Raw genomic sequence first — 25329 nt, forward strand, 5'->3', positions numbered from 1 at the left:
CAATACCGGTGCACATTAATGTTATGGTTAGTATTCACAACAGGTGCCTGCAACCTAAGGTGCACATACTGTGGAGGCTCATTTGAACCCCACGTGGTGCCCTGGAGGGTAACCTATGATATCAACAAACTTAGGCATTTAGTAGAAAACGACAAAGACGCTACTGTGATATTTTACGGCGGTGAACCACTCCTTAACCCAGGCTTCATAATGAGGGTCATGGATAATGTTAAGGCAAGGCGGTTTGGTATCCAAACAAATGGTACCCTCGTTAATTTACTGCCCAGGGATTATTGGAGTAGGATGGATGTCGTTCTACTATCAATTGATGGCAGGGAGGATGTAACTGACGCTAATAGGGGTAGGGGTGTTTATAGGACTGTTGTTAATGCATTCAATTACCTAAGGAACACTGGGGTTGGGAGGATTATTGCTAGGATGACCGTTACGGAATTAACGGATATCTATAAGGACGTAACCCAACTACTAAGCATCGGCTTTGATTACGTCCACTGGCAACTAAATGTCATATGGACAGACAGGTGGGACGTAAAAACCTGGGCAGACAACAATTACCTACCAGGGATTAGGAAACTGGTGGATTTATTCCTAAAAAAGGCTGAGGAAGGCAGGGTACTGGGCATAGTACCAATACTGGGTGTACTAAGCGCATACCTATTCAAGCCGTATGAAGGACCGCCCTGCGGCGCCGGCTATAGGGCAGTCGCCGTGTCAACAGACGGCAGGGTACTGGCATGCCCAATAGCCGTTAGAGAGAGGTGGGCGATTCTCGGTAATGTGAACAATGGGTTTAAGTTAATGAACATAAGACTACCTGAAAGGTGCATGAAGTGCGAACTCAGGCCCTACTGCGGTGGTAGGTGCCTATACGCTTTAATGGAAGGTGAGAGGTACTGGGGTAAGGACGACATTGAGGTTGTGGATTATATAACAAGGGAAACCATAAAATCAATACTAACAATAGCGCCTCGGATCAAGGAACTAACTAACAAGGGCGTTATTAGGAACCATGAACTGATGTACGATCCAGTACTAGACTCGACAGAAGTGATACCGTGAGTTACCAGACACACCTAAAAAATAAAAGGGCAATTAAGGAAATAAAGGATTGGCCCCGTAGCTCAGCATGGAAGAGCGGCGGCCTTCGGAGCCGTAGGTCGTGGGTTCGAATCCCACCGGGGCCGCCATGTAATGTTAGTCCTTTTATTCTGTCCTGACTCTTTGTATAATGAACGAGAACCTTTCAAGAGTTTTTACATCATACTTTCAGAACCGATTTATATTCTTGTATCTATAATTATTTATATATTTAAAGATTGTTTTACCTTTCTTGCGAGCTCCTTATTTATATCTGATACAAATTTTGCGAACTCTTCGGCACTATACATCAGTAGTACAACGCCTTTATCTAACTCCTTTTCCATCTCCTGCAGGTCCTTTAGTAATTCCTCGTCCTTTATAATTCCGAGACTTAGTACTAGGTCTATGAACCTTTTCATAGCATCAATACATCTTAATGGACCATACTCCTTAGGCTCCACGAAAAGGCCCGAGGCACTTGATGATAGAAAGGCTAGGTACTCGAGGATCCTCTCCCTTAACTCAACACTTTCACTACTCATATTACCCACCCATCCATAGGGTTAATTTATCAAGGGGTAATCTAGGCGTTGGTTCTGGTATTGACCTTGGGTAGCCGATTAGGAGCAGTATTATTGGTTCCCAGTCCTCAGGTAACTTCAGTAATTCCTTTATGGCATCCTTGGAGAAGGATAGTATTGGATTTGTTCCTAATCCCAGTGAGTACGCAAGCAATGCTATTGACTGGAGGACTATGCCGGCGTGGATCAAGTACATAGTGTCCCCACCCAGGATACCACCCTTCTCATAAGCCCATTTCCTATCAGAACATATAACAATAACAGTAGGTGAACCTCTGCCTATCCATCCCGGCGAGAACATTTTTAATGCCTTAATTAACTTCTTATCTCGAATTATCACGAATCTCCAATCCTGGAGGTTACTACCTGATGGTGACCACCTGGCAACATCAAGTATCTTAACTATTACGTCTCTAGGGACATCCTTATCCTCAAAGTCCCTTATGGTCCTTCTGGACATTATGATCTCGGAAAGAACGGAGAATTTACTGGAAGAATATTGCTCATTCATATTCATACAATTTTTATTCTTTATGTATTTAAGTTTTCCTAGGATTTAAAAATCATGAAATTAATTTTTACAAATTTAATACTTAATTACAAATCACAGCCTTAATACATGTACCTTGCTTCTCCATGCTATGTATAGATCAGCAATCCAAATGATCGTTACAATACTTGCCGCGGTTAACTCCAGCGGCTTAACTGGATTATTAAAGAACGGAGATACTTGTATAGCCAAGTACGCTGTAACTATGGATAGTATTAGCCAAGCATCCGCAACTATCCTACTTAATTGCTCCTTAAGCGAGAAATAGATCCCCATTAATGACGTTACTAGCATAAACAACGCTATTGCCATTGTATGGTACCTGGCATACAGATTGTTGTTGATCCCAAGTGACCCTAACAATGCAATTGAGAATACTAGCTGTATTACGAAGAAGTAGAGACTAAGTCTTGAGATGCTCATCTAACCACCCCACCCCTATATACGTATTTTCCAAACTCATATTTCATATGCGCCTTCTTAAATATATACGCCAACAATAAGTGCGCTGCAAATGCCGTAAGTATTGCGTTTATTGCCGCAATACCAATGGGTACGAATATACCGACTATAGCACCAATGGAGAAAGATAATAATCCCACTAGGTTTACCTCAGGGTATTCCTTACCTGCCTCTAACTTAAAGCGTTGCTTTGGATCCTTAATACCATCAAGATAAGGCTTTACTACGAAAAATTCCGCAAAGACGGAACCACCAGCCGCCGGCAGTAATGAACCTAGTAATGATATGAAGCTCTCGAAGGGCGCTAACGAGGCACCTGCGGTATAGCCCCAATAAGCCGCCAATAATGTGCCTACTATACCTATTATCACTGAGGAGTAATCCCTCCTAATTGGTACAGCATTTGTGAAACTTAGGCTACCGCTATATAAGTTAACCGTATTTATTATCCACTGACCAAGCACTATTATTAGCAAGACGCCAACACCCATACCCAGCTTAAGCATGTCCTCAGTTATTATCACACTACCCGTTAATAGTACTATAGCCACAGCACCCAGTATCAGGAATGGGTAGAATACGTACATATGCAGTACCCATGCTGTCACCGCATCCCTGGCCCTCCTGGCAAACCTAGTTATGTCAGGGGCTATTAATGAACCGGCTATGTACAAACCCACCGTGTCTGTTATCGCCTCTGTAAGGGTCATGTGCGACTTGGGTACTGCCGTTAATACTGCACCCCATCCACCATGTATGGATATCGCCAGAAGAAGACCCACGGCAACTAGCCACACATGTTGCGGTAGTATGAAGTAACTTAGGAATGATAACGCCCTATAGCCTATATACGTTGATAAAATCATCAATGCGCCTCCCCACAATGCTGCTGCCCACACGGAGAAGAATGGATTGTGCGGGAATATTTCATTCATTACAACACCAAAGAACCAACTCTCCACTGCGAACCAACCAATGCCCGTTGTTATTGTTATTAATGCAAATCCCAGGATCTTACCGCCAGCCCTACCGAATGGGAACCTCCAACCAACGTACGTGGATAAACCGGAATAAGCACCAATAGCGCCGCTGAGCGCACCTATTATAGCCAATACAGTTGTGCCTCCGGTTAAAACAGCTATTGTTGCGCCAACGAAATTAAGCCCACCGCCAAGAACACCGCCAGCAAACAGGACAGCTATTGCACCAAACGATGCACTCAATGTCAGGAACAAATTATAAAGTCCGTATCTTTCCGTTATTGGTACCTCCTCAAGAGAGTAGTCATCAAACGTAAAGCGCTTATGTCGTGTTGAGTCCGGAGATGACATCTAAAAAGCAACATTAATTTATTTATTATTAAATTTTACCTAGCGAGTTTATTTAGTTATTGATTACATCTATAGTTTTAGTTTTCCAACTGCCTTAATTCTAATCTTTACCGCATTACCCGGTAGGTATGGCATTGCTATTTCCTCGATTTCCGCCACCTCGATCGTGGAAGGATCAGCACCAGCTTCAATAGCTCTTTTCCTGGCTTCCTCACTTGCATCCTGTATTGCCTTATCCCTTGAAACCTGCTCATATGAGTAGGCCTTCTCGACCACGGCACCCACAAGGGCCGTGGCGGCACCTATGGCATTTGCATATTGCGCATGTCCAGGTCTTATAACTTCACGAGCACCTCTTAACGTTTTAGGCCACATGGCCGAACCACCACCAACAAGGATAACGGTTTCTGGCTCAGGCCTTAACTTTATCCTATCAAGGGCATCCTCAAGCATCTCAACCATCTTAGCATAAGCCCTCTCAACAAGCCAACTTGGTATCTTACTCCTTGCCAGTTCTGGGTTGCATTTCGGATCATCTATCTTCATTGCGTCCTTAGCCAATGCAATATCTGTTGCGGTAATCGTGTCGCCACCCCATGCAATGCCCTCATAAATTAATCTATAACCAACACTAACTGGGCCCACCTTAACGTCCCCGTCCCTAACCTCGACAATACTACCGCCAGCGAGCCCTATTGCGATTATGTCTGGCGCCCTTATATTCGTCCTAACACCACCAATCTCGACCTCCAGCGCCTCCCTAGGATAACCATTCACCAAGGCACCTATGTTTGTTGTTGTACCACCTGTATCAGCAACTATAGCGTTCTTTATGCCTGTAAGTACGTAAGCACCTCGTATACTATTTGATACCGGTGCTATTACTGTGAATATTGGGAACTTTGTTATATAATCCGCCGAAGCTGTTGTTCCGTCGTTCTGAGCAAAATACATTTTAGCGTGACCAAGGCCCATATTAATTAAGGCAGTTCTTAATGCGTTGACTGCATTAATCATTACATTAATAGTCGCTGCATTCAGGATTGTCGCGTTCTCCCTTTCTAATAGTCCTATTGAACTTATTTCATGAGATAAAACAACGGGTAAACCAGGTACTAATTCATTGGCTAATTCCCTAATTCTTAACTCATGTTCCGGATTAACGACAGACCAGACGGACGTTACGGCAATCGCATTTACCTTATTCTCGACGAATGTCCTTAATGCATTCTTTACAGAGTTCTCATCAAAGTCAGCCAGCGGTTCGCCTGTATAATCGTGTCCACCTCTTATCATTGCAATTCCTCCATTCACTGTAGATCTTAAGTCACTTGGCCAATCGAGCATTGGTTCAATAGCCTCGGTAGCTGGTAATCCAACCCTAATGACTCCAACCTTACCAAGGCCTCTACGCTGAACTATTGCGTTTAATATATGCGTTGTGCCGAACATCACGGTCGCAACATCGTCCACATTAATACCCGACCTCTCAAGGACAACCCTTAACGCATTTATTATCCCTGTCGTTACGTCTGGCGTCGTCATAGTCTTCTCTGCATGTATGATATTATTTTCATCAAGTATTACGGCATCTGTATGCGTACTTCCAACATCAATTCCTATTTTATATTTAGTCATAATTGATCACCCTTTCTCATTCTAACTTCAATAGGTACGTAATCAATGTCGTAACCAAAGTACTTAGGCCCAACAGTCTCAAGGCCTTTTGGTGTCCTCCATTTCTCATTACACGGTATTCCAATAACTATAACCCTTAATCCGTATCTAAGTCTCTCCGTGGTTATTGGCTTCCCAGACTCACTGTCAAGTACTGTTATTAGGTCAGGTACGGACGCCATAATCTCCCCATCCCTAATAGCCACTAGATTCTCGTTTTGGAACCTTATGACTAGTTTAGAACCCTTATGTTCATCTAATCCCTCTATTGTGGCTTCACCACGTGCAAAACCACCAATGTTAAACCTTTGAATATCAACTATCTTACCTTTAAAGAGCATAAAACCATGGGTAACATCAAGTAGGGCATCTATTGGGTTTTCGCCATGAGCCTTCGATTCTCTTAATGCCCTGCCTATTTCAATTGCTAATGAAATACTCCCTCTAATTGCGGCCTCCTTATATGGTTTACCGAAGGTTGGATATATAGCTATCCACGCAGAGCCTCCGAACTTAACCGTAATGACCCTAGCTATTTTCTCCGCCCAGAAATTATCTACAGTATCCAGTATCGCTGCATTGCCCCTCTCATCCGAAATAGCCATTGGAGACGCCTTAATTCCATATACATGATACGTCACCATCTGAAGTTCCGGAAAAGCCCTACCCATGCCGTCTGCATCAATGACTGGGAGGCTTCTTTCAGCTGCAATCACAAGCGGTATTGTGGAATTGATACCACCTGCCTCTATTGGCGATATAAAATCAACCTTCCTCTTAAAGTAATTCTCAAGAAGTTTCAAGGAGTAAAGCGCCTCCTTACCACTCGGTATTTTCTCTATGAGTACCACGGGCGTACCCATAGCCGCTACGGGCACTACGAAAGCCTCATCATCAACATCATCAACACCCACAACTCTTATTTTCCTGCCCTTTTCCAATTCCTGAAGAACCATCAATTTGCCAATGTATGGATCACCACCTCCACCGGTGCCTAGAATTGCGGCGCCTATTACTAAATCTTCGACGTCCTGCTTTGAAAGATAGAACTCTGTCATAATCTCAATAAACTATTGATTTTTCGTATTTTAAAACATTACCTAATTAGACGCAACTGGTGAACCCTTTAACAATAACTCCCTAATACTTCCATGGATTTTTACTATTGTGTTCCATTCATTTTCATCATAAAATCTAATATTGCCACTTGTAAACTCTTTAGCTATTTTTATAACGAATCTAGATCCTTCATCAAGACTTACTATATTTGCCACATCTGTAGCTGAGCCAGGAACAACTGTCTCTGTTATTGTGGCAATACCGACTACGGGCGCATGCGTATATAGCCATGGCTGTATAATACTATTTATATGATAAACAGGGGTTGAAAAGGGCAATACGTCTTGCAGGGTTATTGGTACAATTATTGGTAAGTGGCCGGTTATCCACATGTATATGTTTATCAGGTCCTCACTAACCTTAAGTATCCAGCCATCCTTAATTGTGGGCGTTATTGCAAAGCCCCTTCCCTTAACAACCAAGTTAGCCTTAGTAGCATCAATGCTCAATATACCATCCATTTGAGAATCAACTTCCCTCCTCAATAATTCAAGGATATCAACAGGGCTTGATATTAAAGGCGCTGGCTTATGAGAAGTAACTACGGCATTTGGGCATACATGAGTTGTTATAATAACGTCCCCCACTAGCTCATCGCCACGAGAAACCATATCAGCTAATTTATATGCAACGGCTAGGGCTATTATGGCGCCGTCAGCGTCAGATACCAAGCCCTTAATTAGTGGTCTTGCACCTACACCGCCGAGCCTACCAATAACGCCTAAGGTAGGCGCATTACCACCTTTAGACTTACCATTCGTGCCCGGTATTATGATTTTTATAAAGTCGGTACTGCCCTTATCGCCCTTAATTCGCTCAACATTGATAACCATATACTTATCAAGCCCTTTCTCCTTAAAGAACCCGTGAACCTTATCGCCATCGACCTTAGGATCATCCAATAAACCAATCACATCCAGTATATATTTAACCAACGACATTAATTACCAGGTATAACTGCGGTTTTAATCTTTACCTATTAATTCCCTTATTGTACGTGCTAATACTGTCCTCGGTAGCATTATGGGCCTGTTCGTAATTTTACGCACAATTTCCTTCATGCCTATCGTATAACCCAGCGAGTCAAGAATTATTAAGTCGACATCGAGAAGCTTATTCGCCACTTTCACAAAGTCATCCGTGGAACCCCTATACGCAGATACTGCTGTAACAATAACCTCATTAACAATTTTAGACCATCTATTTACCTCTAGGTTTATTTGGTCGGGGTCATGTACTATGATCCCAAGCCTATTAACATTACTTATCGATTTAATAACGTTCATTACTAGGTTTGATGGTTCAATAAGCAACCTCCTTGACCTAAGTTCTGGAAAATCACCAGTGCATAGTAACGCTATTAAGTCAACCTTATCCTCAATTTTATTAATGCATTGTTGCATGCGATCAACGATTAAATCCCTACTTAACTTAACCTGGGTACCGTTCCTTAACCTAGTAACTAAGACATAATCACCGGGTTTAGGAATGAATGATGCTATATCCTCTCTACTCAACCCATCAAGGGCACCACACTCAGTAATACCAACATCATAGCCAATGATGGGCTTAATCTCACTGGTAATATCATCCCTAGGAGACTCACCAATAGTAACAAAACCAACACTAACCATATAGTTCTATACCCATAATACCCTTTTAACCCTTATTATATATGTGGCAATAAACCTCCCTATTTTCAATAATCCTTCTCTGGGGATATACGGCTTTACATGCATCAGTTGCATATGGGCACCTTGGCCAGAACGGACAACCCTTTGGTGGGCTAATGGCGCTTGGTACCTCACCGATTATTGTCTTCGGCAATCCACGTGTACCCACCGTGGGTACTGAGGAAAGGAGGACCTGCGTATATGGATGCAATGGTTCATTAAATACATCATCAGCACTACCATACTCAACAACCTTCCCTAGGTACATGACCGCCACGTAATCAGCGATGAACTTGGCCACCCTCGCATCGTGAGTTATGAAAACGTAGGTCAGGTTTAACTCCCTCTGAAGTTTGACAAGTAGGTTAAGTATTTGTGCCTGTATTGATGCGTCTAATGCTGATGTAGGTTCATCAAGCACCACAAGCTCCGGCCTAGTGATTATTGCTCTCGCAATAGCGACCCTCTGTCTTTGACCGCCTGATAAATCGCTGGATCTTCGATTTAAAAACGATTTATCAAGACCAACGAGTTCCAATGCCTCATTCACTGCCTTCATTACTTCATTTTTTGATAAATGTAATTTAGTAAGTGGTTCAGAAACTATTTCCTTTACTGACATGAATGGGTCAATGGAGGACGACGGATCCTGAAACACCATTTGTAACTTTCCCCTGAGCTTACTATTAACATACGCCTTATTACCTACATACGGTACCTCCTCGCCATCAACGAGGATCCTACCTGAGTCAGGTCTTTCAAGACCAACTATCAATCTACCAAGCGTTGTCTTGCCTGAACCACTCTCGCCAAGCAATACCAGTGTCCTGCCCCTATCTAGTTTTAGTGATGCACCATTTACTGCATATATAAGCGGTACCCTTCTCCTCAATATGAAGTCCGCTATAGTCCTTCTGCGGGCTGGGTATGTTTTAACTACGCTGTCCACGATAAGGAACTCACTCATACATGAAGCACCTCACGAGCCTACCCTTAACCTCTTTCAATTCAGGTACCTCCTTCATACATGCCTCCTTAGTATATGGGCATCTTGGCCAGAATGGGCAACCCTTAGACTTAGTAGGTACATAAACACCCTTAATCTCGGGTAAATAGCCCTCATGCTTACGCTTACTTGGTATACTAGTCACGAGGCCCATCGTGTACGGGTGCAATGGTTCCTTTAACACATCAAGGGTATTACCAACCTCCATGAAGTAACCACCGTACATCACAGCCAGCCTATCACTTATGGTGCTTGCAAGCGCAATATCATGCGTTATGAATATTATTGATGTCCTAATATCATCAACCAATTTCTTTAACTCATGGAGAACCTGTATCTGCGTTATTACGTCTAATGCGGTTGTTGGCTCATCAGCTATTAAAATCCTTGGTTCGAGGATCAAGGCCATTGCAATCATCACTCTCTGTATCTGTCCACCAGATAGCTGATGAGGATACCTATAGAGAGTCACCTCTGGGTCTGGAATGTTAACCCTTTTTAAGTAATTGATCAATTCCCCATCATCCACATCATTTATACTCATCCTAATACCCTTCGTTCGTTTAACCCTAGTTATATAAGCCTCGGCCAATTGCTCGCGAATTCTTATTAATGGATTAAGGCTTGAAAACGGGTCTTGAAATACCATGAAAATACCAACCCCACGTAGATCCTCAAGGGCCTTTCTTAGACTTGCTGCATCAATATTGCTATTTAAAATCACTATTTTCTTAGCACCAACGTATGCATTTCGTGGAAGTAAACCCGCCAGAGCCAACGCAAGTGTGGATTTACCACTCCCAGACTCACCAACAATACCTAGTATCTCACCTTCATTCAACCCAAATGACAAATCTCTAACTGCAGGTATATCCCCGTCTGGCGTGTGGTACGTCACATAAAGACCCTCTACATCAAGTACTAGACCCATTTCTCCTCACCTCCAAGTAGATCCCTTAGTCCATCGCCGACCAGTGCTGACGCGGCAGCTATTATTAATATTACAAGTCCAGGCATTAATGAATACCACCACCATTTTGGGAAGTATTCAAGACCTAGCGCCACCATCGAACCCCACTCAGGATAAGGCGGTTGCTGACCCAGGCCTAAAAAGCTAAGCATTGAGTAGAACAATATCACATTGCCTAAATCCAGTGTTGCGTATGGTAATATGGTGTTTAATGCAGGTTTTATCATGTGCTTTCTTATTATATTTATTTTAGAGAGTCCTGATAACATGGCGGCATCTATATACTTCATGTTCTTGATCCTAATGGCCTCGGCCCTAAATAACCTCGCATACGATGGCCACCAAACAACTATCATTGCTATCATGGCATAAATATAACCGTGGCCAAAGGTAGCCTCAATAACCATTGCCAGAATCAACGCTGGAAACGCAAGGAAGAGATCTGTAAGCCACATGTTAAACTCCTCGGTTTTGCCACCGTAAAACCCAGCTATCAAGCCTATTATACTCCCGATTAGTACACCACCGCCAACCACTACCAGTGAAATTAACGCGTCCGAAGGCGCCGCATAAAGTACCCTGCTAAGTATATCCCTACCTAGGTCGTCGGTGCCCATTATATGGGCTAAACTTGGAGGCTGTAGGGAGTGGGATAGGTGTGGTTGAAATGGGTTATAAGGCAGTAATTTCCAACCTAAGGCTGGGTTACCTGTGAGTAGGCCAATTACCTGAAGCGCCCCCTCGATTATTGACCAGGCGTAAAATAATGCCAGTATGACCAGGCCAAATGCTGTATCAGGCTTCCTTAAAAGCCTGACTAAAGCATGGAGACCTTTATGACGCATAACGTATTCAGTTATCGAGTTCATATTAATCACCCAAGCTTGATTCTAGGATCAATAATTGCATAGAGAACATCGGCTACGAAGTTTGCCAAAACCACCGCTATACCTATTACTATGCTACATCCAATGACTGTTGGGTAGTCATAGTTATAAAGGGCCGTCGTGAGTAGCCAACCAAGTCCTTGGTAACTGAATATTGTTTCTATTATGACTGATCCTGATATCATCCAGCTAAAGACGAGGGCTAAAAGCGTCACTATGGGTATCATTGAGTTTTTAAGCGCATGAACGTAAACAACCCTCCTTTTCTCAACGCCTCTCATAATTGCGGCCCTTATGTAATCAGCCTGCAGTGATAAAAGCATTGAGGATCTTGTGATCCTAGTTATGATCCCAAATGATATCAAGGCCAGGGCAAAGGCAGGCAGTACTAAGTGTCGAAGACTTGACCAAAAGTACGGCCAATTACTTTCAATTAACGCATCAATTGTTGGAAAACCTGTTATGAATTTAGGCGCAGATAATGTGGGGTCCGCAATTAAGTTAGGTGGTAATACCCCCCAGTCATATGCTATGAATAACTGAAGAAGAAGAGCCGCAAGAAATGGTGGCATACACCAACTTATTAAGTATAGCACCTTCACTGTGTAGTCGCCCCACTCATCCTTATATTCAGCAGCAAAGGCGCCGGAGAAGATACCGATTAGGCCAGTGAGTATTAGGGCCACGAAGATTAATTGCAATGTCCTAGGTAAGTAAACTGCTATTAGTTCGCTTACGGGTTGCTTGAAGAATGGCGACACACCAAAGTTAAACGTGAGTGAAGATATTAAGTAGTAATATAATTGTACATAAAGCGGTTGATTTAAATGGTATTCCTGAACTATGGCTTGAATAACCGAGGGCGCCGCATGCGGACCCGCCCATACATGTGCAGGATTTGGCGCCAAGACATGGGATAAAAGAAAGGTTAGCACTATTATACCTAGTATTAGGATAAAAGCCCTTATTGCCCTGTTAATAATGTATGTCCAGATAGACATACCTGCTATGATAATATAGAAAATCTATATTTTAAAGGTTTTCTCACTAAAAATTAAATAATGACTTACTTTGATACACATACAGTTGCGTTGTAATACATTAATGGAAAGTAATAACCGAGAACCCCTGGGTTCCAATAAGTGCCATTTACGTAACAACTCTGCACCCAGTACTGCCTAATTGCATATAGCCACATATCCGGTGCCTGCTGATAAATTATATTATAAACCTCCGTTACATACTTAGTAATTAATGTGGTATTCGTTACACTTGGCAATATATTAGTTATGCTATTTACCTCAGTATTATTGAAACATGATACATCGCCCGCTATACCACTATACATGGCATTAGTCTGGACAACTAGGTCCTGGTAAATCGGGTCAGGCCAGCTTGGGTACCAATACCAAATAAGCATTTGTGGATATGTAGGTGCAGTGCATGACTGCGATATCAAGTACTCCTCCTGCTGCGTGGTTACTGGATTAAGCGTTAATTGCACGCCTATTTGGGACAGCATTACCTGGACCTCCTGGGCTATCTTCACCTGCGCCGGATCATCGGATGTATACGTTAATGTTAATGATAATGGTTGCCCATTCGGATTTATTACAGTACCGTTAAGCAGAACTAACTTAAATCCCAGGCTCTTTAGGATCTCTATTGATAGATTAGGGTCGTAATTATACGGCGGCAGATTACTGGGGTTGTAGAACGGCATTCCTGGACTAATTGGGCCTACGTATGGTAAGCCAACCCCTGGAGCCACAGTATCTATAATCTCAGTATAGTTAATGGCATGCACCAATGCCACCCTAACCGCGGTTACATTTAATGGATACTTCTGCGCATCCAGGGTTATCATTAAAATTAACCACGTTGGCGCACTTGGAGGCTCTACAACGACTTTTAAACATGGATTCTGCTCTAAAGTTGATAGGTATAAGGGTGGTAATGCTGGTAATGAGAGGGGCCCCATTAATTGGGCTTTTCCACTTTCCAACATTGACATCACTTGATTAGCTGAGCTTGTGTACTCAAGGATTACGGTCTTTATCTTAGGCGGTGTTAGCATAATATTCGTCTCATTAGGTGGCAATTCAGCAGCCCAGTAGTTTGGATTTGCCTGAAGTACCACCATTTGTCCAGGGACCCACTGAACCACTTGGTAAGGTCCTGTACCCATCGTGTGAGTATTCATGTACGTATTCTGCTGATTCGGTACAACACCGCCATTCTGATCAACAAAGACCGGATCAACGGCAGAGGCCGAGTACTCAGCTAAGTCCTGTAGGAAGAACATGTATGGTTGTAATAACTTAAATTCCACCGTGTATGGGTTCAGGACAACTATTGCTTGGTCAGGGTAACTCATTACCTTCTGTATTGTTTCATTATGTACATTGTAATTACTCAAAATATTAGCTAGGCCATAGGCGCATAGGGTCTTATTAATTATGAAGTTATTATTGCCTGTGGCAAATGCCAATGCGTGACAGGCGCCCCAGGGAATTGCGTAACCAGTTATTGATGCCTCAGTACCGTTGTATAGTATGTTTGTGTAGAAGCTTGAGTCAACCTGGTTCATCAATATTACCCTGTAAATGCTGAACCAGAATGTTGTCGCGTTAACCGGGTCACCATTTGCGAAGTACGCTCCATGCCTTATGTAGAATATGTACATGGTATAATTAGGCGCCACCCACCAGGAACTAGCTAACATAGGCATGAATTGCGTAACACTGGTGTTAGTGACATCGAAGGCAATAAGTCCCTGGTAAACATTGGTCATTATTTCATCCTCACCTGCGTAAAAGCCGGTGGCTGGATCCACTGAGTTAGGTGGTTCGTTTTCTATCGAGACTATGACACTTGTATTAGATGGTAGTGGGCACGTAACTGTAGTCGTAGGTGGCGGTGTCGTAACATTCGTTGTCGTTTTTATAGTGGTGGGTTTATGGCTTGCCGTCATTATATAGTAATAAGCACCTATGACTATTGCTACTATTATTATAAACACGACTGCTATGTATACTGTTTTGCTTATACCATGCATACGTAGTAACATATAAATCCGTCTCATTTTTAAGCATTAACTTTTCTTAAAATAATGCATCGAAATATCAATAGGTATGGATAAGGCTTAAAATGACTTCGTCAGGCTATTAATAGGTATGTATATATTAAATAATGAGGAAAACGTAAGAGACCTGGTAATAGGCGCGACGATTCTGGGCACTGGCGGTGGTGGAGACCCCAATGAGGGATTAAAACTGCTTATGAATGTACTTAATTCAGGTAAGTTAATTAGGATAATGGAATTAAATGAGACTCAGTATTCTACAGTTCTGGCCGTGCCGTATTACGTGGGTACTGTTGCTCCCATGGCATCCTTGAGAAAACCAAACAGGATCAAGGACCCGGTATACACAGCTTATATCGAGTACACGAAGGTCCTCAATGGTGATATAACAGGCTTTGTGGCGACAGAGATGGGTGGTGGAAATACGCCGGTCGCCATGTACATAGCATCCATGCTTGATAAGCCCGTGATTGATGGAGACATGATCGGCCGCGCAGCGCCGGAGCTGCTTCAAAGTACCGCTAACATTGTTGGTACATCTCTATCTCCAGCCGTAGTGGTGAGCGAGACTGGTAACATTGTAATCATTAAGGAGTATAGTGACCTGGATGATTATGAGGCAATAGCACGATACATATCGGTATTGGCCGGTAAGCATGCAGTCGTTATGGACACTCCAATGACTAAGCAACAAGCTGAAAAGGCCGTGGTTAGGGGCACCCTATCATTGGCGATGAAGCTGGGTAGGGCAGTACGTGAGACTATAGAGGGGGGATACGATACTGCATTAACAGTAGCTAAGGTATTGAATGGTTGGATCATTTTTCGAGGAATTATTGATAAGTATGACTGGAAGAATGAGGGCGGGTTCTTAATAGGTGATTTATTAATAAGGGGTGTTGGTAAATGGAGAGGTATGGCGTTTAGGTCCTGGATTAAGAACGAGCACATAATAGCGTTTGTTAATGATAAACCTGTGGTCATGCCACCGGACTTAATAATGGTTCTGGGGCATGAAGGCCCCATAACTAATGATAAAGTAAGGGTAGGTGATGAAGTGTCCGTTGTCACTACTGCTGCACCAGTAATATGGCGAAGTAGTAGGGGGCTTGATTTATTTGGACCACGTCACTTCGGATTTAACTATGACTATGTGCCGGTTGAGGAGTTGGTGAGGTCTTATGGGGTGATTGAACATGGATAATTTCGAATTATTCACAGCATCCTATAAGTTAGTTAAGGATGTCATGAAGGTGAGCAGCAACGAGGAGGTGGCGATAACTACCGATACGGGTAGCGATTTTCAAGTTGCATTATCAATAGCCCAGGCAGCCACCGCGTTAGGTGCAAAACCACTGGTGGTACTGCGTAATGAGGCGCCGACCGTGGGTAAGGCAATGGATAAGTACTTACCAATTAATACATTATCGGCGGTCTTATCGAACACGGATGTCTGGATTTCCCTAGATAAGTCATACCTAATATACTCAACACCCTATGAGAAGGCTATGAGCGTAGGTAAGGTTAGGTATATTGAACTCTCCGGTTTTAATATTGATATGATAGTTAGGTTAATAGGGAGGATCAACATACAACTCATCTACGAACTCCAGAGAAGACTAGCTAGGATAACAAGCGGGGTCAGGAGAATGAGAATAGTTACGGAATTAGGTACTGACATAGAGTTTGAGAATGACCCCAACAGGCCAGTTTTAGTGGAAGGTGAGGTCAATGGTCCTGGTGAGTACATGCTCTTTGGGCAGGTTGATTGGGCACCAATTGAGGAAAGTATTAACGGGGTTATAGTGGTTGACGGCACAGTATGGCCACCAATAGGGCTCCTGCACTCGCCAATTAAGCTAAAGATAAGGGATGGAAAGATAAGCGAGATAAGCGGTGGATCTGAGGCCAAGATCCTTGAGAAATGGTTGAGGAGTTTTAATGATGAGAAGATGTTTATGACAGCCCACGTAACATACGGATGCCACCCCAATGCTAAACTAAGCGGCAACATAGTCGAGGACGAAAGGGTCTGGGGCGCAGTTGTATGGGGCTTCGGCAGCCAATCAGAGACATTTAAGGGAAAACTTGGACTAGCGAGTTCCCACGTTGATGCTGTCGTGCTTAATAATACGATATATGGTGATGGGGAATTAATTGTAAAGGATGGGGATTTTGTTCATGAGGAGGTAAAGGAATTAGTAAGGAAGTTAAGGGGCGCCGCGTAATTTCATTTGTTTTTATTATAAAGCTCAAATATAAAGTCTCTAACCACAGCCAGGTATTTGTCTTTCTCCTCCCACATGGGCATGTGGGAGCTTTTCTCAAATAATACCAGTCTTGAATCTCTGATCTTGCTGCTCATCAACTCGGCAATTCTTGGCGTAACCTCATCGTACTTACCTGTTATTATTAATGTGGGTACCCTTATTTTATGGAGTTGATCTGTTATGTCGAAATCCTTTATTGTTCCTGTTATTGTGAATTCATTGGGGCCATTCATGATCGCATAGGTCCTCCTTTTCTGGGCATATTCAAAAGATACTTTAACGGGTTCTGGAAGTTCGTCGAGCCTTGTAACATGTTGTTTATAGAAGTATTGAACGGCCTCTAAATACTCTGGGTTCTGATAGTCCTGGATCTGCTCATACTTCTTAATTGCATTCCTGTACCTCTCAGGTAGCTCCTCAATGAGTCTACGCATTTCCTGCACAGTGAGCGGGATACTTGATAATCCGTTTGATATTATTAAACCAACCAGGTTATCTTGATACTTCAACGCATACGCCAGCGCAAGCATACCGCCATATGAATGACCAAGCATAACCACCTTATCATTAAATACTTGCTTACGAATTTCCTCAGCTTCCTCAATGCCATAATCCACGGTGTACCTCGAAAAGTCGCTTGGCTCGTCAGAACGACCACTACCAAACTGGTCGTAAAACAAGACATTAATGCCATAGTTACTAAGTTCAGCCAACGGTATTAAATAATCATGAGACGCACCAGGCCCTCCATGCAAAACCACAAGGTCAATCCTTGAACCCACATTATATAACTTAAAATATATTCTCAATCCATGGATATTTAAGAATCCCTCCTCAATACGGACCATACTGCATCAACAAAAATTTAACTATTTTTGTATTAAATTTTTCCATTACCCTAATGAATAAAGTCCTCTACACCATTAAGGCGTTGCTTGGGAGAAGTGATAAAGCCTATCAAGAGAGAATTCGGCAGTGTTACCTGCATGTACACGTTATTAGTCAGCATATTAGTAAGAAGGTACGGGATTTCTCGAAATGATAAGCGAGGTATTAAGACAAGTGGTGAGAATTAAGATTTGCCTCTCACCTTTTGCATGCTCAATATGTATCCTCAACCAGTGCGGTGACCTTCACGAAAAATAAAATGGTCAGAATATGGCCCAAACTTTCTTATTAGGGAACCTATCATGGTCTAGGGTATGCCAGTGGTTTACTTTGATGGTGCTTGTGAACCAAGGAACCCAGGCGGTGTTGGGACTTATGGTTTCGTGGTCTACGGCGGCAATGGCAACGTGGTTCATGAGGATTACGGCATTGCCTGCGAACCAAGTCCAAACTGCACGAATAATGTTGCCGAGTACACGGGCTTAATAAGGGCGCTGGAGTGGTTGGTGGGTCACGGCTTTAGCAACTCAAGGCTCATTGTACATGGCGATTCGCAACTCGTGATTAGGCAATTAATGGGTGTGTATAGTGTACGTGCTGAGCACCTAAAGCCACTTCACAATAAGGCCCTTGAATTACTAAGGAACTTCGACGCCAAGCTTGAGTGGGTTCCTAGGGAGGAGAATGCCAGGGCTGATGAGCTGAGTAAGAAGGCGTATATCGAGTACCTCGATAACCACCCCGAGTTAGTTGAGGCCCTCAGTCAGTACTTCGCCACCGAGAAGCAGTTGGCGTCATTGAAAGAACTCGGCATCGAGCCTTACAAGTACATGAGCAAGATGGAAGCTAACAGGCTCATCAGGAAATTACTCAAGTCGTAAAGCTATGAGCCAAGCTTTGTAAGCTATAGCGAAAGTTTTTCTGCACTGTGTACTTTGATTTGATGTAATGATTAGACTTATTAGAGTCTAGCCATTCATTATTTTCATGCCATCTGATGATGCAGACATGGCTAAGGTGGATGAGAAAAGAAGAAGGTGGGTTGAGGATACTGTTAAGGAGAACCCAGTACTTGTTAGGTTAGATGGAGGATTTTGCAATAGGTGCGTACACAGCCGTTAGGGTTATTTCAAAGGAGTTGAAAGAGGCCATTGAGAAGAGGGATTTAGATAGGATTAAGAGGTACGTTGAAGTCATTGACTCATGGAACAAGAGCCTTAATCAGCAGGAAAAATAGCCTTACGATACATAAAGCTTTGATTTTATTCTTCAATTCCTCCTTAAAATCATGATCACCCTGAGTAATTTGCGCTCAGTGGTCGGTTTTCTCGTCACTTGATCTGTCCTGGAAGGATTCATCACTAAGGGTTATTAGGTGGTATCCCTTTAAGTGTTTGGTGATGATTGGTGACACGACTGAGCCGTGAGGATTGAGGGCGTGACTGATCATGCGCCCTTGACTAACTCGAAGACCTGCCCGCCCATTAGCTTCCAATGGTCAAAATTGAACCTGGCGTAGATCCTCCTGCCACTTAGGACCTTCGGTAACCACATGACGTCGTCACTCCACATATTACTGTACGGAACCTCGTTTATCCCGAACCAGATGGGCTCCGCCTCGTCTGACTCCCTGGGCACCCCGTCGAATTCCCTGGCGAGGAATACGTGGACGAAGTGCACGGACTCCACCCTACCATCCTCGTAATTCCAAAACTCGAGCAGCCCCATCCACTCCAGGTTCTTCGGCGTAATCCCAACCTCCTCCCTACACTCCCTAACCGCAGCCGAAACCACGTCCTCACCCTCCTCAACCTTACCACCAACCCCATTGTAATAACCAGCACCGAGCCCGCGCTTCTTCCTTATCAGGAGGACCCTGCCATCCCTAACCACGTAGACCAGGGTCTCGATGAATATCATTACCCAATTCATGATACGCCTAGGGAATTAAGGATTATCCCTGAGGTGAGGCTGTTCATGAATTGCCTTTTGTTAGTCTTTCTATTTCCTCAAGATCCTTCCTCGCAGTTTCCATACCGGTGAATAACGCGGTTATGGCCATTATTAATACAAAGACCCCAACCCAGCCGAGGTACCGCGTTGTTAGGCCTACATAGAGGTACATTGGCGTTAATGCACCAAACACAAAGTTCGCGATCCTATTTAGGGAGAAGGCTATGCCGTCAGCTAAGGACTTAACCTCCACTGGGAACACCTCGGTCTGAACAGTGTATGCACCGCTAACGACTAGGAACGTCATGAACATGGCCAGAGACAGCGAGTACTCAAGCCCAGGAGTCCTATACGTGATCGCCACGTACCAGAAGGCAATCCCCAAACCAATTAATGACGCCATTAGCAGGATCCTCCTACCAACCCTGTCAAGCATTAGTGAGCCGAGCAAGGCGCCCAGCGTCGCGAAGACCCAAAGCAGTAATACCGTGCCTAGCATACTGCCATAACCACCACCCCTGAGGGCGACGAGCATTGGCGTGAATATTGTGAAGATGGATGTCGTGCCGGCGCCAACCCAGGCAGCTGATGAATAAATAAGCATTCTCCAGTAACCCCTCCACACCTCATTGAATGGCATCCTCCTACGCCCCGGGGCACCCCTGAGCAACCACCTTGTTGATTCAGGCAACCTACTCCTCAGCAGTATGACTATTGCCGCGGGAATGGCGCCGGCACCGAGGATAATCCTCCATAGGATGCCTGGGGGTAATCCCATTGTGAGGAATACGTGGGCCAATAGGGCACTGACCAAGCCACCAAGTGGCATCATTATTAATGAAACACCAAGTAGGAGGCCCCTCCTCGGCGTTGGTGACTCCTCAGAGAGTAAGGCTGGTCCGGACACTATGTCAGCACCAATTCCGAAACCAACCAGGAACCTAAGCGCCAGGAGCTGCCCTGGGGATGTTACGAATGCCGAGAGGAACGAACTAACTAGGAAGAAGGATATGTCGCTCAGTAGCGCCACTCTCCTGCCCCTAAGGTCGCTGAACACGCCGAAGACCAGGGCACCGAACACACCGCCTATGTAAGTGGTTGTGCCAAGCAATCCCTGCATCTCTGGAGTCAAGCGCATGAAGTGAACCAGGAAGGGCAGGACAATACTGATGTTTAGTAGGTCATAACCATCGAGGAAAGTACCTAGGCCAATGAGCACCGATAACAAGACATGACTACCCCTATACCCAGTGCTTAACCCCATTAATCAGCCTCATTGTGATGCGCCTAGTAAAAAATAACCCAGCACGATTAAGCGTGGAAAACCCTAATGAGGCCAGGCTTGCCCTCCTTACCACTGACCTCAAACTTAACACCGAGTATTTTCTCAACAATGTATATGTTAGTTAAGGCATGAAGAGTTATCCTAGAAATGCCAACGACACTGTTGCCGGCCAGGGCCATGTACGGTATCACCATATCACCCATGTACTCATCAAGCGCCATGCCGCTCCTTAAATTCCCAAGTAGTCCCTTGGCGGCCTCCTCACCCACGGCCTCCGCAGGCTTACCCCTCTCGCCAAGCGCATCCGCACCCTTAATCAAGCCCTTACTCGACACGGCCCAGAGCACAATACCACTGCCCGGCCCCAGGTGCGGGTCCTTACCCTGCTCGTAGGTCTCCACGGCAATGTCAATTGGGACCTTAACACCGGCCTTGACCAGGTACTCCCTTGCCGAGTTTGCCTGTCTATGGGCCACGTGGGCGGGCAACCTAACCGCGTGTGAAATACCCCTAACCTCCCTCAACTCCCCGAACTCAATAACCTCGACCGGCCTTAGCCCGCCTGGCTCTACAGTGAGTATTACCTCACCGCCACCCCTTGGGTAGTGGCCACGCCTAACGAGCTTTAACTCGGCCTTAACGCCGAATAGGCTTAGCATTGGTAGCATTACGAACCTAACATAGTCAATGGGTGGTGACCAGGGAACATCGGTCCCTCCGGTTATTGTCACCGTGCTCCTGCATGGAGCGTAGATCAGTATTGGGAGTATTGTCTGTATGACGAGGGTAATAGCACCGGCGGTTCCAATGTCAAACCTAAAATCACCACAACTAATCCTCCCCGGCCTGAACACGAGCTCCGTGGAGCCCTTCACGGCGCCCGTTACCTGGGCATTGGATATCCTGGCGGCAGCAATAACGCCGGTCAAGTGCTGCTGCTGAAGTCCCGGGTTACTCCTCCTAGCCCTAATGTTGTATATCCTAACTGGCCTGCCCGTAATTGCCGAGAGTGCCAGGGCTGTCCTGAGTATCTGCCCACCGCCCTCAAGCACTGATCCATCGATCTCAATCATTTAACCAACATAGTCCTCAGTGAATTAATAAAGTTAATACACCATAGTTGCTAATCAGTATAGTGGCGTGTCCCTGGTCTCGGGACCAAGCAGTAGGCCGATTATCATGAGCACGGCGCCTATGGTGAACGTAATTAACGCAGCCATGTATGGACCAAATACAACAGATAGTACAGCAATGAGCACCGACGTCCACCCAGCGATTATGAACGGCCCGTTGTACCCAACCCCAACGCCCGTTGCCCTACCATGGGTCCTAAACCTCTCCGCCAAGTAGGCAGGTATTATGGCAGAGGGCAGGTTAAGGAAGAAGCCGAAGATTAACAGCTGTGTTGTTAGGTGGTGGGCATTGACTGTGGCGTAGAACCAAGCGGCTCCGGCGATGGCCATTACGGAGGCCACCACACCGGTGGTTCTCCTGCCAATTAGGTCCGATGCATAGCCACTGATCATCATGGCCGGTATGCCCACTGCATTGAATATTATGAGTAGCGGCGCGTAGATCCTGGGCGGTAGCCCAAGAATGGTGGCTAGGAAGGTCGGCATGAAGGTGGAGCTTGCGTAGACCATGATCCAGTTACCTAGGGTCACCAGAAATACCTGCGGCAGTGGGAATAGGGCCTTCATGGGGTTTAAATGGGTCCTCCTGAGCCATACCGCCGGCTCTCTCATGCTTAGCCTAATGATTATTGCCAGAGCCGCCGGTATCATGCCTAACCAAAATACTATCCTCCAGCCATAGTTAGTGAAGGATGATCCAAGCAGTGCGACAAGGCTAGACTGCACTAAACTGACCAGCGTGAAGCCAAGTAGTACGCCGGACTGTAGAACGCCCGAGAACAATCCCCTGAGCTTCGGCGTGCTCTCCATGGATATCGTGAAGCTACCCGCAACATCACCGCCAATGAAGATTCCCTGCAACGATCTCAGCAGTATTAATGAGGCCGTCGCTGATACGCCGATTTCTTCGTAGGTTGGTAAAAACCCAGTCAGGCCTATTGAGAGGGAGTAACCAAGCACGGTTACCAGTAGCGAGAATCTCCTGCCGAGTTTGTCACCGACATAGCCAAACACAAGCCCGCCAATGGGCCTAAAGATGACCGTGAACACTATGGGCAGTAGGTCGAACAACATGGTCAGTGAACCGCCGGCCCTCGGGAAGAACAATTGACCAAGCACAGGCGCAGTGACAAGCACAGCGCCTAAGTCATAGGAGTCCATAACCCACGAGAGGTAACCACCAACGATATTGGCCCTACTCTCAACTACACGCCCAATCATGCTCACCACACGAGCCTTGCAACCACCATGGAGGCTATCACCAGGACCATGTAAAGCACCCTGACAGAGAAGGTTCCTCCCCACAACGCCCTGAGCCTCCTATACCCATTATTATCAAGGACTCCGCTCATCATTGGCCTTATATAATAGAGGGCAATTGGCAGGGTCACCACGGCCACCAGGGATAAGGGCGGTAAGTACCCAAGGAGCACCGACAAAGCCAGTGACGCGTATAGTACTGCCGTGATTAAAATCGACAACCACCCACTGCCACGCACACCAAGTATCACCGCAAGCGTCCTCTTGCCCACGGTCACATCCGTCTCCCTATGAAGCATGCCGGCGGCCAGTAGGGCTAGCATGGTGAAGCAGGCATTGGGTAGCGTATTAATGAACGGCTGAATTGCCGGGTAACCCGTCTGCACCACGAAGGCGCCTAGTCCTGTTAAGGGGCCGAGGGCCAGGGCAGCGAAGACCTCACCGATGCCCCTATACCTTAACTTCAGCGGTGGTGCCGAGTAGCTAATGCCAAGGACGGCCCCCGTTATTATTAAAACGGCAACTACGTAAACGTTCACCACGAGCCCAAGGTAGAGGCCGATCAATGCGGCAATGCCTATGAGGGAGTAACCACCAATCATCATGGTCCTACTGCTGAGCCCCAGGTCAATTATTGGTAACACCCTATGCCTAATGCCGGATCTGGCGTAGGCTAGGTCTGCCCCTGACCCATAATCATAGTAATCACTGACCATGTTAACCCCAGCCTGGGCGAGCATTACCCCGATCACCGTAAGCACGTACCTCACAACATTAAACGCGCCAAGGAGGTAGTACGCCGTGAGGGCACCGACAGTGGCAGAGGTCGCTGTGGCAGTCAACGTCTTCGGATTCATAGCCGTAAACCACTTCCTAAGGGGGCTGATTAACATACAAAATCACTCAATCACATCCAAAAGCATACAATGGAATTTAAAGGTTTATAGAAAATTATCTGAAAATAACAGAGCATCAATTCAATGACTATACCAAGGGATTTTATGGATATAGAATAATCAGGAAAGCCCCAGACCCAACTCATTACACTCAACGGTGAGCCCCCTAAGTCTGTCAACCACGTCGTCACCAACAACCCTAACATCAATGTAATCAGTAAAAACCGAGAAAACACAGCAAAGAAACCCAACAACCATGACAACACCATCCCTACCCTTCACGGCCCCTCCACGAGTCCCAACACCATCCCTAACCAAATGAACAACATACTTGTTAACCTCCCTAAGGATCCTCTGGGTATACTCATAACCAGAACACGCCCTGACCCTACGCCTAAACTCCCTAGCACCACCACGCCTCAGGTACATTAGGTAATAAACAACGTCCTTATACCTCCTGTCTCTGGCAATCCCGAAGAACCGAGTTAAGTTACGGGAACGCTTGAGTATGGACTCAACCAACGCCGCCCCAATAACACCCACATACTCACCTGAATCACATGCACTGCCTATGTTCACCAACGCCCTGTACATGCTTAGTACCATCTCATACTCACGGGTAACCCCCAGTAGGTAGCTCCTAAGTGAACTCATGAAACCAAACACCCGGGACCAGTTATATTAATTTAATTCAAACCAAACATAGAAAAGCCCAACCGCAAGGGTGAATCGATGGTCAACGAGGGTGAGGAGGCTCCCGACTTCGAATTAAAGAGCCACGATGGAGAAACAATAAGGCTATCAAACTACAGAGGTAGGTGGATCGTGCTCTACTTCTTCCCAAAGGCCTTCACCAGCGGCTGCACGAGGGAGACCCAGGAATTCACCAGGCTATGGGATGAATTCGAGAAACTAGGCGTGGTGGTCCTGGGCATAAGCACAGACCCAGCGAGCACCCAGAGGAAGTTCGCTGAGAAGTACGGCGTTAAATTCAAACTACTAAGCGACAGCGAGAAACGTGCATCGCAGGTATACGGCGTGCTGAGACCCACGGGAACCGCGGAGAGGACCACATTCATAATAAACCCAGAGGGCAAGGTGGCCAAGGTAATCAGGAGGGTCAAGCCAGAGGAGCACCCTGCCAAAGCCCTGGAATTCCTGAGACAAAGTATGTAAAATGATACGAATAACAATAATACATA

The 25329-nt window shown here is 45.2% G+C and carries 27 protein-coding genes and 1 tRNA gene; 8 read left to right on the plus strand and 20 right to left on the minus strand.

Features of this window, described 5'->3' with window-relative positions:
- Nucleotides 1-18: 18 nt before the first annotated feature.
- Together Vsou_RS00555 and Vsou_RS00560 are read left to right on the plus strand one after the other, a co-directional pair.
- On the plus strand, nt 19-1080 hold the full coding sequence (locus tag Vsou_RS00555) for a TIGR04084 family radical SAM/SPASM domain-containing protein (RefSeq protein ID WP_188603491.1): 1062 nt from the start codon (nt 19-21) through the stop codon (nt 1078-1080).
- Nucleotides 1081-1131: 51 nt separating this feature from the next.
- A tRNA-Arg gene (locus Vsou_RS00560) sits at nt 1132-1208 on the plus strand.
- A gap of 114 nt (nt 1209-1322) precedes the next feature.
- On the opposite strand, the gene Vsou_RS00565 is transcribed toward Vsou_RS00560, so the two are convergent.
- The 13 genes from Vsou_RS00565 to Vsou_RS00625 all read right to left on the minus strand — a co-directional run bounded on the left by Vsou_RS00565 (nt 1323) and on the right by Vsou_RS00625 (nt 14415).
- Nucleotides 1323-1643: a DUF6092 family protein gene (locus Vsou_RS00565; RefSeq protein WP_054843689.1), complete on the minus strand. Its 321-nt coding sequence runs from the start codon at nt 1641-1643 to the stop codon at nt 1323-1325.
- 1 nt (nt 1644) lies between these two features.
- Entirely contained in the window at nt 1645-2193 is a 549-nt protein-coding gene (locus tag Vsou_RS00570; protein WP_188603492.1) for a nitroreductase family protein, read from the minus strand.
- A gap of 93 nt (nt 2194-2286) precedes the next feature.
- Nucleotides 2287-2655, minus strand: a complete 369-nt coding sequence (locus tag Vsou_RS00575) for a hypothetical protein (RefSeq protein WP_188603493.1) — start codon at nt 2653-2655, stop codon at nt 2287-2289.
- Nucleotides 2652-4025, minus strand: coding sequence for a purine-cytosine permease family protein (locus Vsou_RS00580; protein WP_188603494.1), 1374 nt, complete (start codon nt 4023-4025; stop codon nt 2652-2654). The genes Vsou_RS00575 and Vsou_RS00580 overlap by 4 nt, the downstream gene beginning before the upstream one ends.
- 69 nt (nt 4026-4094) lie before the next feature.
- Entirely contained in the window at nt 4095-5663 is a 1569-nt protein-coding gene (locus tag Vsou_RS00585; RefSeq protein ID WP_188603495.1) for a hydantoinase/oxoprolinase N-terminal domain-containing protein, read from the minus strand.
- On the minus strand, nt 5660-6760 hold the full coding sequence (locus tag Vsou_RS00590) for an S-methyl thiohydantoin desulfurase family protein (RefSeq protein ID WP_188603496.1): 1101 nt from the start codon (nt 6758-6760) through the stop codon (nt 5660-5662). Before Vsou_RS00590 ends, Vsou_RS00585 begins: the two co-directional genes overlap by 4 nt.
- A 42-nt stretch (nt 6761-6802) precedes the next feature.
- Nucleotides 6803-7762 carry a DUF1177 domain-containing protein gene (locus Vsou_RS00595; RefSeq protein ID WP_188603497.1) on the minus strand — a complete coding sequence of 320 codons (960 nt, stop codon included), beginning with the start codon at nt 7760-7762 and terminating at the stop codon, nt 6803-6805.
- Between the two features lie 24 nt (nt 7763-7786).
- Nucleotides 7787-8455: an AroM family protein gene (locus Vsou_RS00600; RefSeq protein ID WP_188603498.1), complete on the minus strand. Its 669-nt coding sequence runs from the start codon at nt 8453-8455 to the stop codon at nt 7787-7789.
- 25 nt (nt 8456-8480) lie between these two features.
- On the minus strand, nt 8481-9461 hold the full coding sequence (locus Vsou_RS00605; RefSeq protein WP_188603499.1) for an oligopeptide/dipeptide ABC transporter ATP-binding protein: 981 nt from the start codon (nt 9459-9461) through the stop codon (nt 8481-8483).
- A complete protein-coding gene (locus Vsou_RS00610; protein WP_188603500.1) occupies nt 9454-10431 on the minus strand; it encodes an ABC transporter ATP-binding protein in 978 nt (325 codons plus the stop codon). The genes Vsou_RS00605 and Vsou_RS00610 overlap by 8 nt, the downstream gene beginning before the upstream one ends.
- Nucleotides 10422-11339, minus strand: coding sequence for an ABC transporter permease (locus Vsou_RS00615; RefSeq protein ID WP_229709848.1), 918 nt, complete (start codon nt 11337-11339; stop codon nt 10422-10424). Before Vsou_RS00615 ends, Vsou_RS00610 begins: the two co-directional genes overlap by 10 nt.
- A gap of 5 nt (nt 11340-11344) precedes the next feature.
- Nucleotides 11345-12358, minus strand: a complete 1014-nt coding sequence (locus Vsou_RS00620) for an ABC transporter permease (protein ID WP_188603501.1) — start codon at nt 12356-12358, stop codon at nt 11345-11347.
- Between the two features lie 65 nt (nt 12359-12423).
- Nucleotides 12424-14415, minus strand: coding sequence for an ABC transporter substrate-binding protein (locus Vsou_RS00625; protein ID WP_188603502.1), 1992 nt, complete (start codon nt 14413-14415; stop codon nt 12424-12426).
- A 118-nt stretch (nt 14416-14533) separates the two neighbouring features.
- Between Vsou_RS00625 and Vsou_RS00630 the strand changes: the two genes are divergently transcribed.
- Both Vsou_RS00630 and Vsou_RS00635 read left to right on the plus strand, forming a co-directional pair.
- A complete protein-coding gene (locus Vsou_RS00630) occupies nt 14534-15646 on the plus strand; it encodes an S-methyl thiohydantoin desulfurase family protein (protein ID WP_229709849.1) in 1113 nt (370 codons plus the stop codon).
- Complete coding sequence (locus Vsou_RS00635) at nt 15639-16670, plus strand: 2,5-dihydroxypyridine 5,6-dioxygenase NicX family protein (RefSeq protein ID WP_229709850.1); 1032 nt, start codon at nt 15639-15641, stop codon at nt 16668-16670. The genes Vsou_RS00630 and Vsou_RS00635 overlap by 8 nt, the downstream gene beginning before the upstream one ends.
- 2 nt (nt 16671-16672) lie before the next feature.
- On the opposite strand, the gene pip is transcribed toward Vsou_RS00635, so the two are convergent.
- Nucleotides 16673-17560 (minus strand): proline iminopeptidase, encoded by an 888-nt coding sequence (gene pip, locus Vsou_RS00640; protein ID WP_188603503.1) that lies wholly within the window; start codon nt 17558-17560, stop codon nt 16673-16675.
- 354 nt (nt 17561-17914) lie between these two features.
- Here pip and rnhA point away from each other — a divergent pair, with 354 nt between their 5' ends.
- The 3 genes from rnhA to Vsou_RS00655 all read left to right on the plus strand — a co-directional run bounded on the left by rnhA (nt 17915) and on the right by Vsou_RS00655 (nt 18837).
- On the plus strand, nt 17915-18481 hold the full coding sequence (rnhA, locus tag Vsou_RS00645; protein WP_188603504.1) for a ribonuclease HI: 567 nt from the start codon (nt 17915-17917) through the stop codon (nt 18479-18481).
- Between the two features lie 106 nt (nt 18482-18587).
- On the plus strand, nt 18588-18722 hold the full coding sequence (locus tag Vsou_RS00650; protein ID WP_264890742.1) for a hypothetical protein: 135 nt from the start codon (nt 18588-18590) through the stop codon (nt 18720-18722).
- A complete protein-coding gene (locus tag Vsou_RS00655) occupies nt 18685-18837 on the plus strand; it encodes a hypothetical protein (protein ID WP_188603505.1) in 153 nt (50 codons plus the stop codon). Before Vsou_RS00650 ends, Vsou_RS00655 begins: the two co-directional genes overlap by 38 nt.
- Nucleotides 18838-19046: 209 nt before the next feature.
- Here Vsou_RS00655 and Vsou_RS00660 read toward each other — a convergent pair whose 3' ends face one another.
- From Vsou_RS00660 to Vsou_RS00685, 6 genes are all read right to left on the minus strand, one after another.
- Entirely contained in the window at nt 19047-19520 is a 474-nt protein-coding gene (locus tag Vsou_RS00660) for an 8-oxo-dGTP diphosphatase (protein ID WP_188603506.1), read from the minus strand.
- Nucleotides 19521-19575: 55 nt separating this feature from the next.
- Nucleotides 19576-20817 (minus strand): MFS transporter, encoded by a 1242-nt coding sequence (locus Vsou_RS00665; RefSeq protein ID WP_188603507.1) that lies wholly within the window; start codon nt 20815-20817, stop codon nt 19576-19578.
- A gap of 47 nt (nt 20818-20864) precedes the next feature.
- Nucleotides 20865-21911 carry an RNA 3'-terminal phosphate cyclase gene (gene rtcA / locus Vsou_RS00670; RefSeq protein WP_188603508.1) on the minus strand — a complete coding sequence of 349 codons (1047 nt, stop codon included), beginning with the start codon at nt 21909-21911 and terminating at the stop codon, nt 20865-20867.
- 54 nt (nt 21912-21965) lie between these two features.
- Entirely contained in the window at nt 21966-23192 is a 1227-nt protein-coding gene (locus Vsou_RS00675) for an MFS transporter (protein WP_229709851.1), read from the minus strand.
- Between the two features lie 2 nt (nt 23193-23194).
- On the minus strand, nt 23195-24124 hold the full coding sequence (locus Vsou_RS00680) for a prenyltransferase (protein ID WP_188603509.1): 930 nt from the start codon (nt 24122-24124) through the stop codon (nt 23195-23197).
- A gap of 123 nt (nt 24125-24247) precedes the next feature.
- A complete protein-coding gene (locus Vsou_RS00685; protein WP_188603510.1) occupies nt 24248-24781 on the minus strand; it encodes a hypothetical protein in 534 nt (177 codons plus the stop codon).
- A 78-nt stretch (nt 24782-24859) separates the two neighbouring features.
- On the opposite strand from Vsou_RS00685, the gene Vsou_RS00690 reads away from it, so the two are divergent.
- Entirely contained in the window at nt 24860-25303 is a 444-nt protein-coding gene (locus Vsou_RS00690) for a peroxiredoxin (protein WP_188603511.1), read from the plus strand.
- The last annotated feature ends 26 nt before the right edge of the window (nt 25304-25329 follow it).

The sequence above is a fragment of the Vulcanisaeta souniana JCM 11219 genome, assembly GCF_026000775.1.
Classification (GTDB): Archaea; Thermoproteota; Thermoprotei; order Thermoproteales; family Thermocladiaceae; genus Vulcanisaeta; species Vulcanisaeta souniana.

What these genes read in the sequence shown, in the direction of transcription:
- rtcA (WP_188603508.1), bottom strand. Translation starts at nt 21,911, where the DNA reads ATGATTGAGATCGATGGATCAGTGCTTGAGGGCGGTGGGCAGATACTC.
- Vsou_RS00590 (WP_188603496.1), bottom strand. Translation starts at nt 6,760, where the DNA reads ATGACAGAGTTCTATCTTTCAAAGCAGGACGTCGAAGATTTAGTAATA.
- Vsou_RS00610 (WP_188603500.1), bottom strand. Translation starts at nt 10,431, where the DNA reads ATGGGTCTAGTACTTGATGTAGAGGGTCTTTATGTGACGTACCACACG.
- Vsou_RS00600 (WP_188603498.1), bottom strand. Translation starts at nt 8,455, where the DNA reads ATGGTTAGTGTTGGTTTTGTTACTATTGGTGAGTCTCCTAGGGATGAT.
- Vsou_RS00615 (WP_229709848.1), bottom strand. Translation starts at nt 11,339, where the DNA reads ATGAACTCGATAACTGAATACGTTATGCGTCATAAAGGTCTCCATGCT.
- rnhA (WP_188603504.1), top strand. Translation starts at nt 17,915, where the DNA reads ATGCCAGTGGTTTACTTTGATGGTGCTTGTGAACCAAGGAACCCAGGC.
- Vsou_RS00650 (WP_264890742.1), top strand. Translation starts at nt 18,588, where the DNA reads ATGCCATCTGATGATGCAGACATGGCTAAGGTGGATGAGAAAAGAAGA.
- Vsou_RS00690 (WP_188603511.1), top strand. Translation starts at nt 24,860, where the DNA reads ATGGTCAACGAGGGTGAGGAGGCTCCCGACTTCGAATTAAAGAGCCAC.
- Vsou_RS00660 (WP_188603506.1), bottom strand. Translation starts at nt 19,520, where the DNA reads ATGATATTCATCGAGACCCTGGTCTACGTGGTTAGGGATGGCAGGGTC.
- Vsou_RS00585 (WP_188603495.1), bottom strand. Translation starts at nt 5,663, where the DNA reads ATGACTAAATATAAAATAGGAATTGATGTTGGAAGTACGCATACAGAT.
- Vsou_RS00595 (WP_188603497.1), bottom strand. Translation starts at nt 7,762, where the DNA reads ATGTCGTTGGTTAAATATATACTGGATGTGATTGGTTTATTGGATGAT.
- Vsou_RS00555 (WP_188603491.1), top strand. Translation starts at nt 19, where the DNA reads ATGTTATGGTTAGTATTCACAACAGGTGCCTGCAACCTAAGGTGCACA.
- pip (WP_188603503.1), bottom strand. Translation starts at nt 17,560, where the DNA reads ATGGTCCGTATTGAGGAGGGATTCTTAAATATCCATGGATTGAGAATA.
- Vsou_RS00565 (WP_054843689.1), bottom strand. Translation starts at nt 1,643, where the DNA reads ATGAGTAGTGAAAGTGTTGAGTTAAGGGAGAGGATCCTCGAGTACCTA.
- Vsou_RS00605 (WP_188603499.1), bottom strand. Translation starts at nt 9,461, where the DNA reads ATGAGTGAGTTCCTTATCGTGGACAGCGTAGTTAAAACATACCCAGCC.
- Vsou_RS00570 (WP_188603492.1), bottom strand. Translation starts at nt 2,193, where the DNA reads ATGAATGAGCAATATTCTTCCAGTAAATTCTCCGTTCTTTCCGAGATC.
- Vsou_RS00575 (WP_188603493.1), bottom strand. Translation starts at nt 2,655, where the DNA reads ATGAGCATCTCAAGACTTAGTCTCTACTTCTTCGTAATACAGCTAGTA.
- Vsou_RS00635 (WP_229709850.1), top strand. Translation starts at nt 15,639, where the DNA reads ATGGATAATTTCGAATTATTCACAGCATCCTATAAGTTAGTTAAGGAT.
- Vsou_RS00680 (WP_188603509.1), bottom strand. Translation starts at nt 24,124, where the DNA reads ATGTTAATCAGCCCCCTTAGGAAGTGGTTTACGGCTATGAATCCGAAG.
- Vsou_RS00630 (WP_229709849.1), top strand. Translation starts at nt 14,534, where the DNA reads ATGTATATATTAAATAATGAGGAAAACGTAAGAGACCTGGTAATAGGC.
- Vsou_RS00675 (WP_229709851.1), bottom strand. Translation starts at nt 23,192, where the DNA reads ATGATTGGGCGTGTAGTTGAGAGTAGGGCCAATATCGTTGGTGGTTAC.
- Vsou_RS00685 (WP_188603510.1), bottom strand. Translation starts at nt 24,781, where the DNA reads ATGAGTTCACTTAGGAGCTACCTACTGGGGGTTACCCGTGAGTATGAG.
- Vsou_RS00620 (WP_188603501.1), bottom strand. Translation starts at nt 12,358, where the DNA reads ATGTCTATCTGGACATACATTATTAACAGGGCAATAAGGGCTTTTATC.
- Vsou_RS00625 (WP_188603502.1), bottom strand. Translation starts at nt 14,415, where the DNA reads ATGCATGGTATAAGCAAAACAGTATACATAGCAGTCGTGTTTATAATA.
- Vsou_RS00580 (WP_188603494.1), bottom strand. Translation starts at nt 4,025, where the DNA reads ATGTCATCTCCGGACTCAACACGACATAAGCGCTTTACGTTTGATGAC.
- Vsou_RS00655 (WP_188603505.1), top strand. Translation starts at nt 18,685, where the DNA reads ATGGAGGATTTTGCAATAGGTGCGTACACAGCCGTTAGGGTTATTTCA.
- Vsou_RS00665 (WP_188603507.1), bottom strand. Translation starts at nt 20,817, where the DNA reads ATGGGGTTAAGCACTGGGTATAGGGGTAGTCATGTCTTGTTATCGGTG.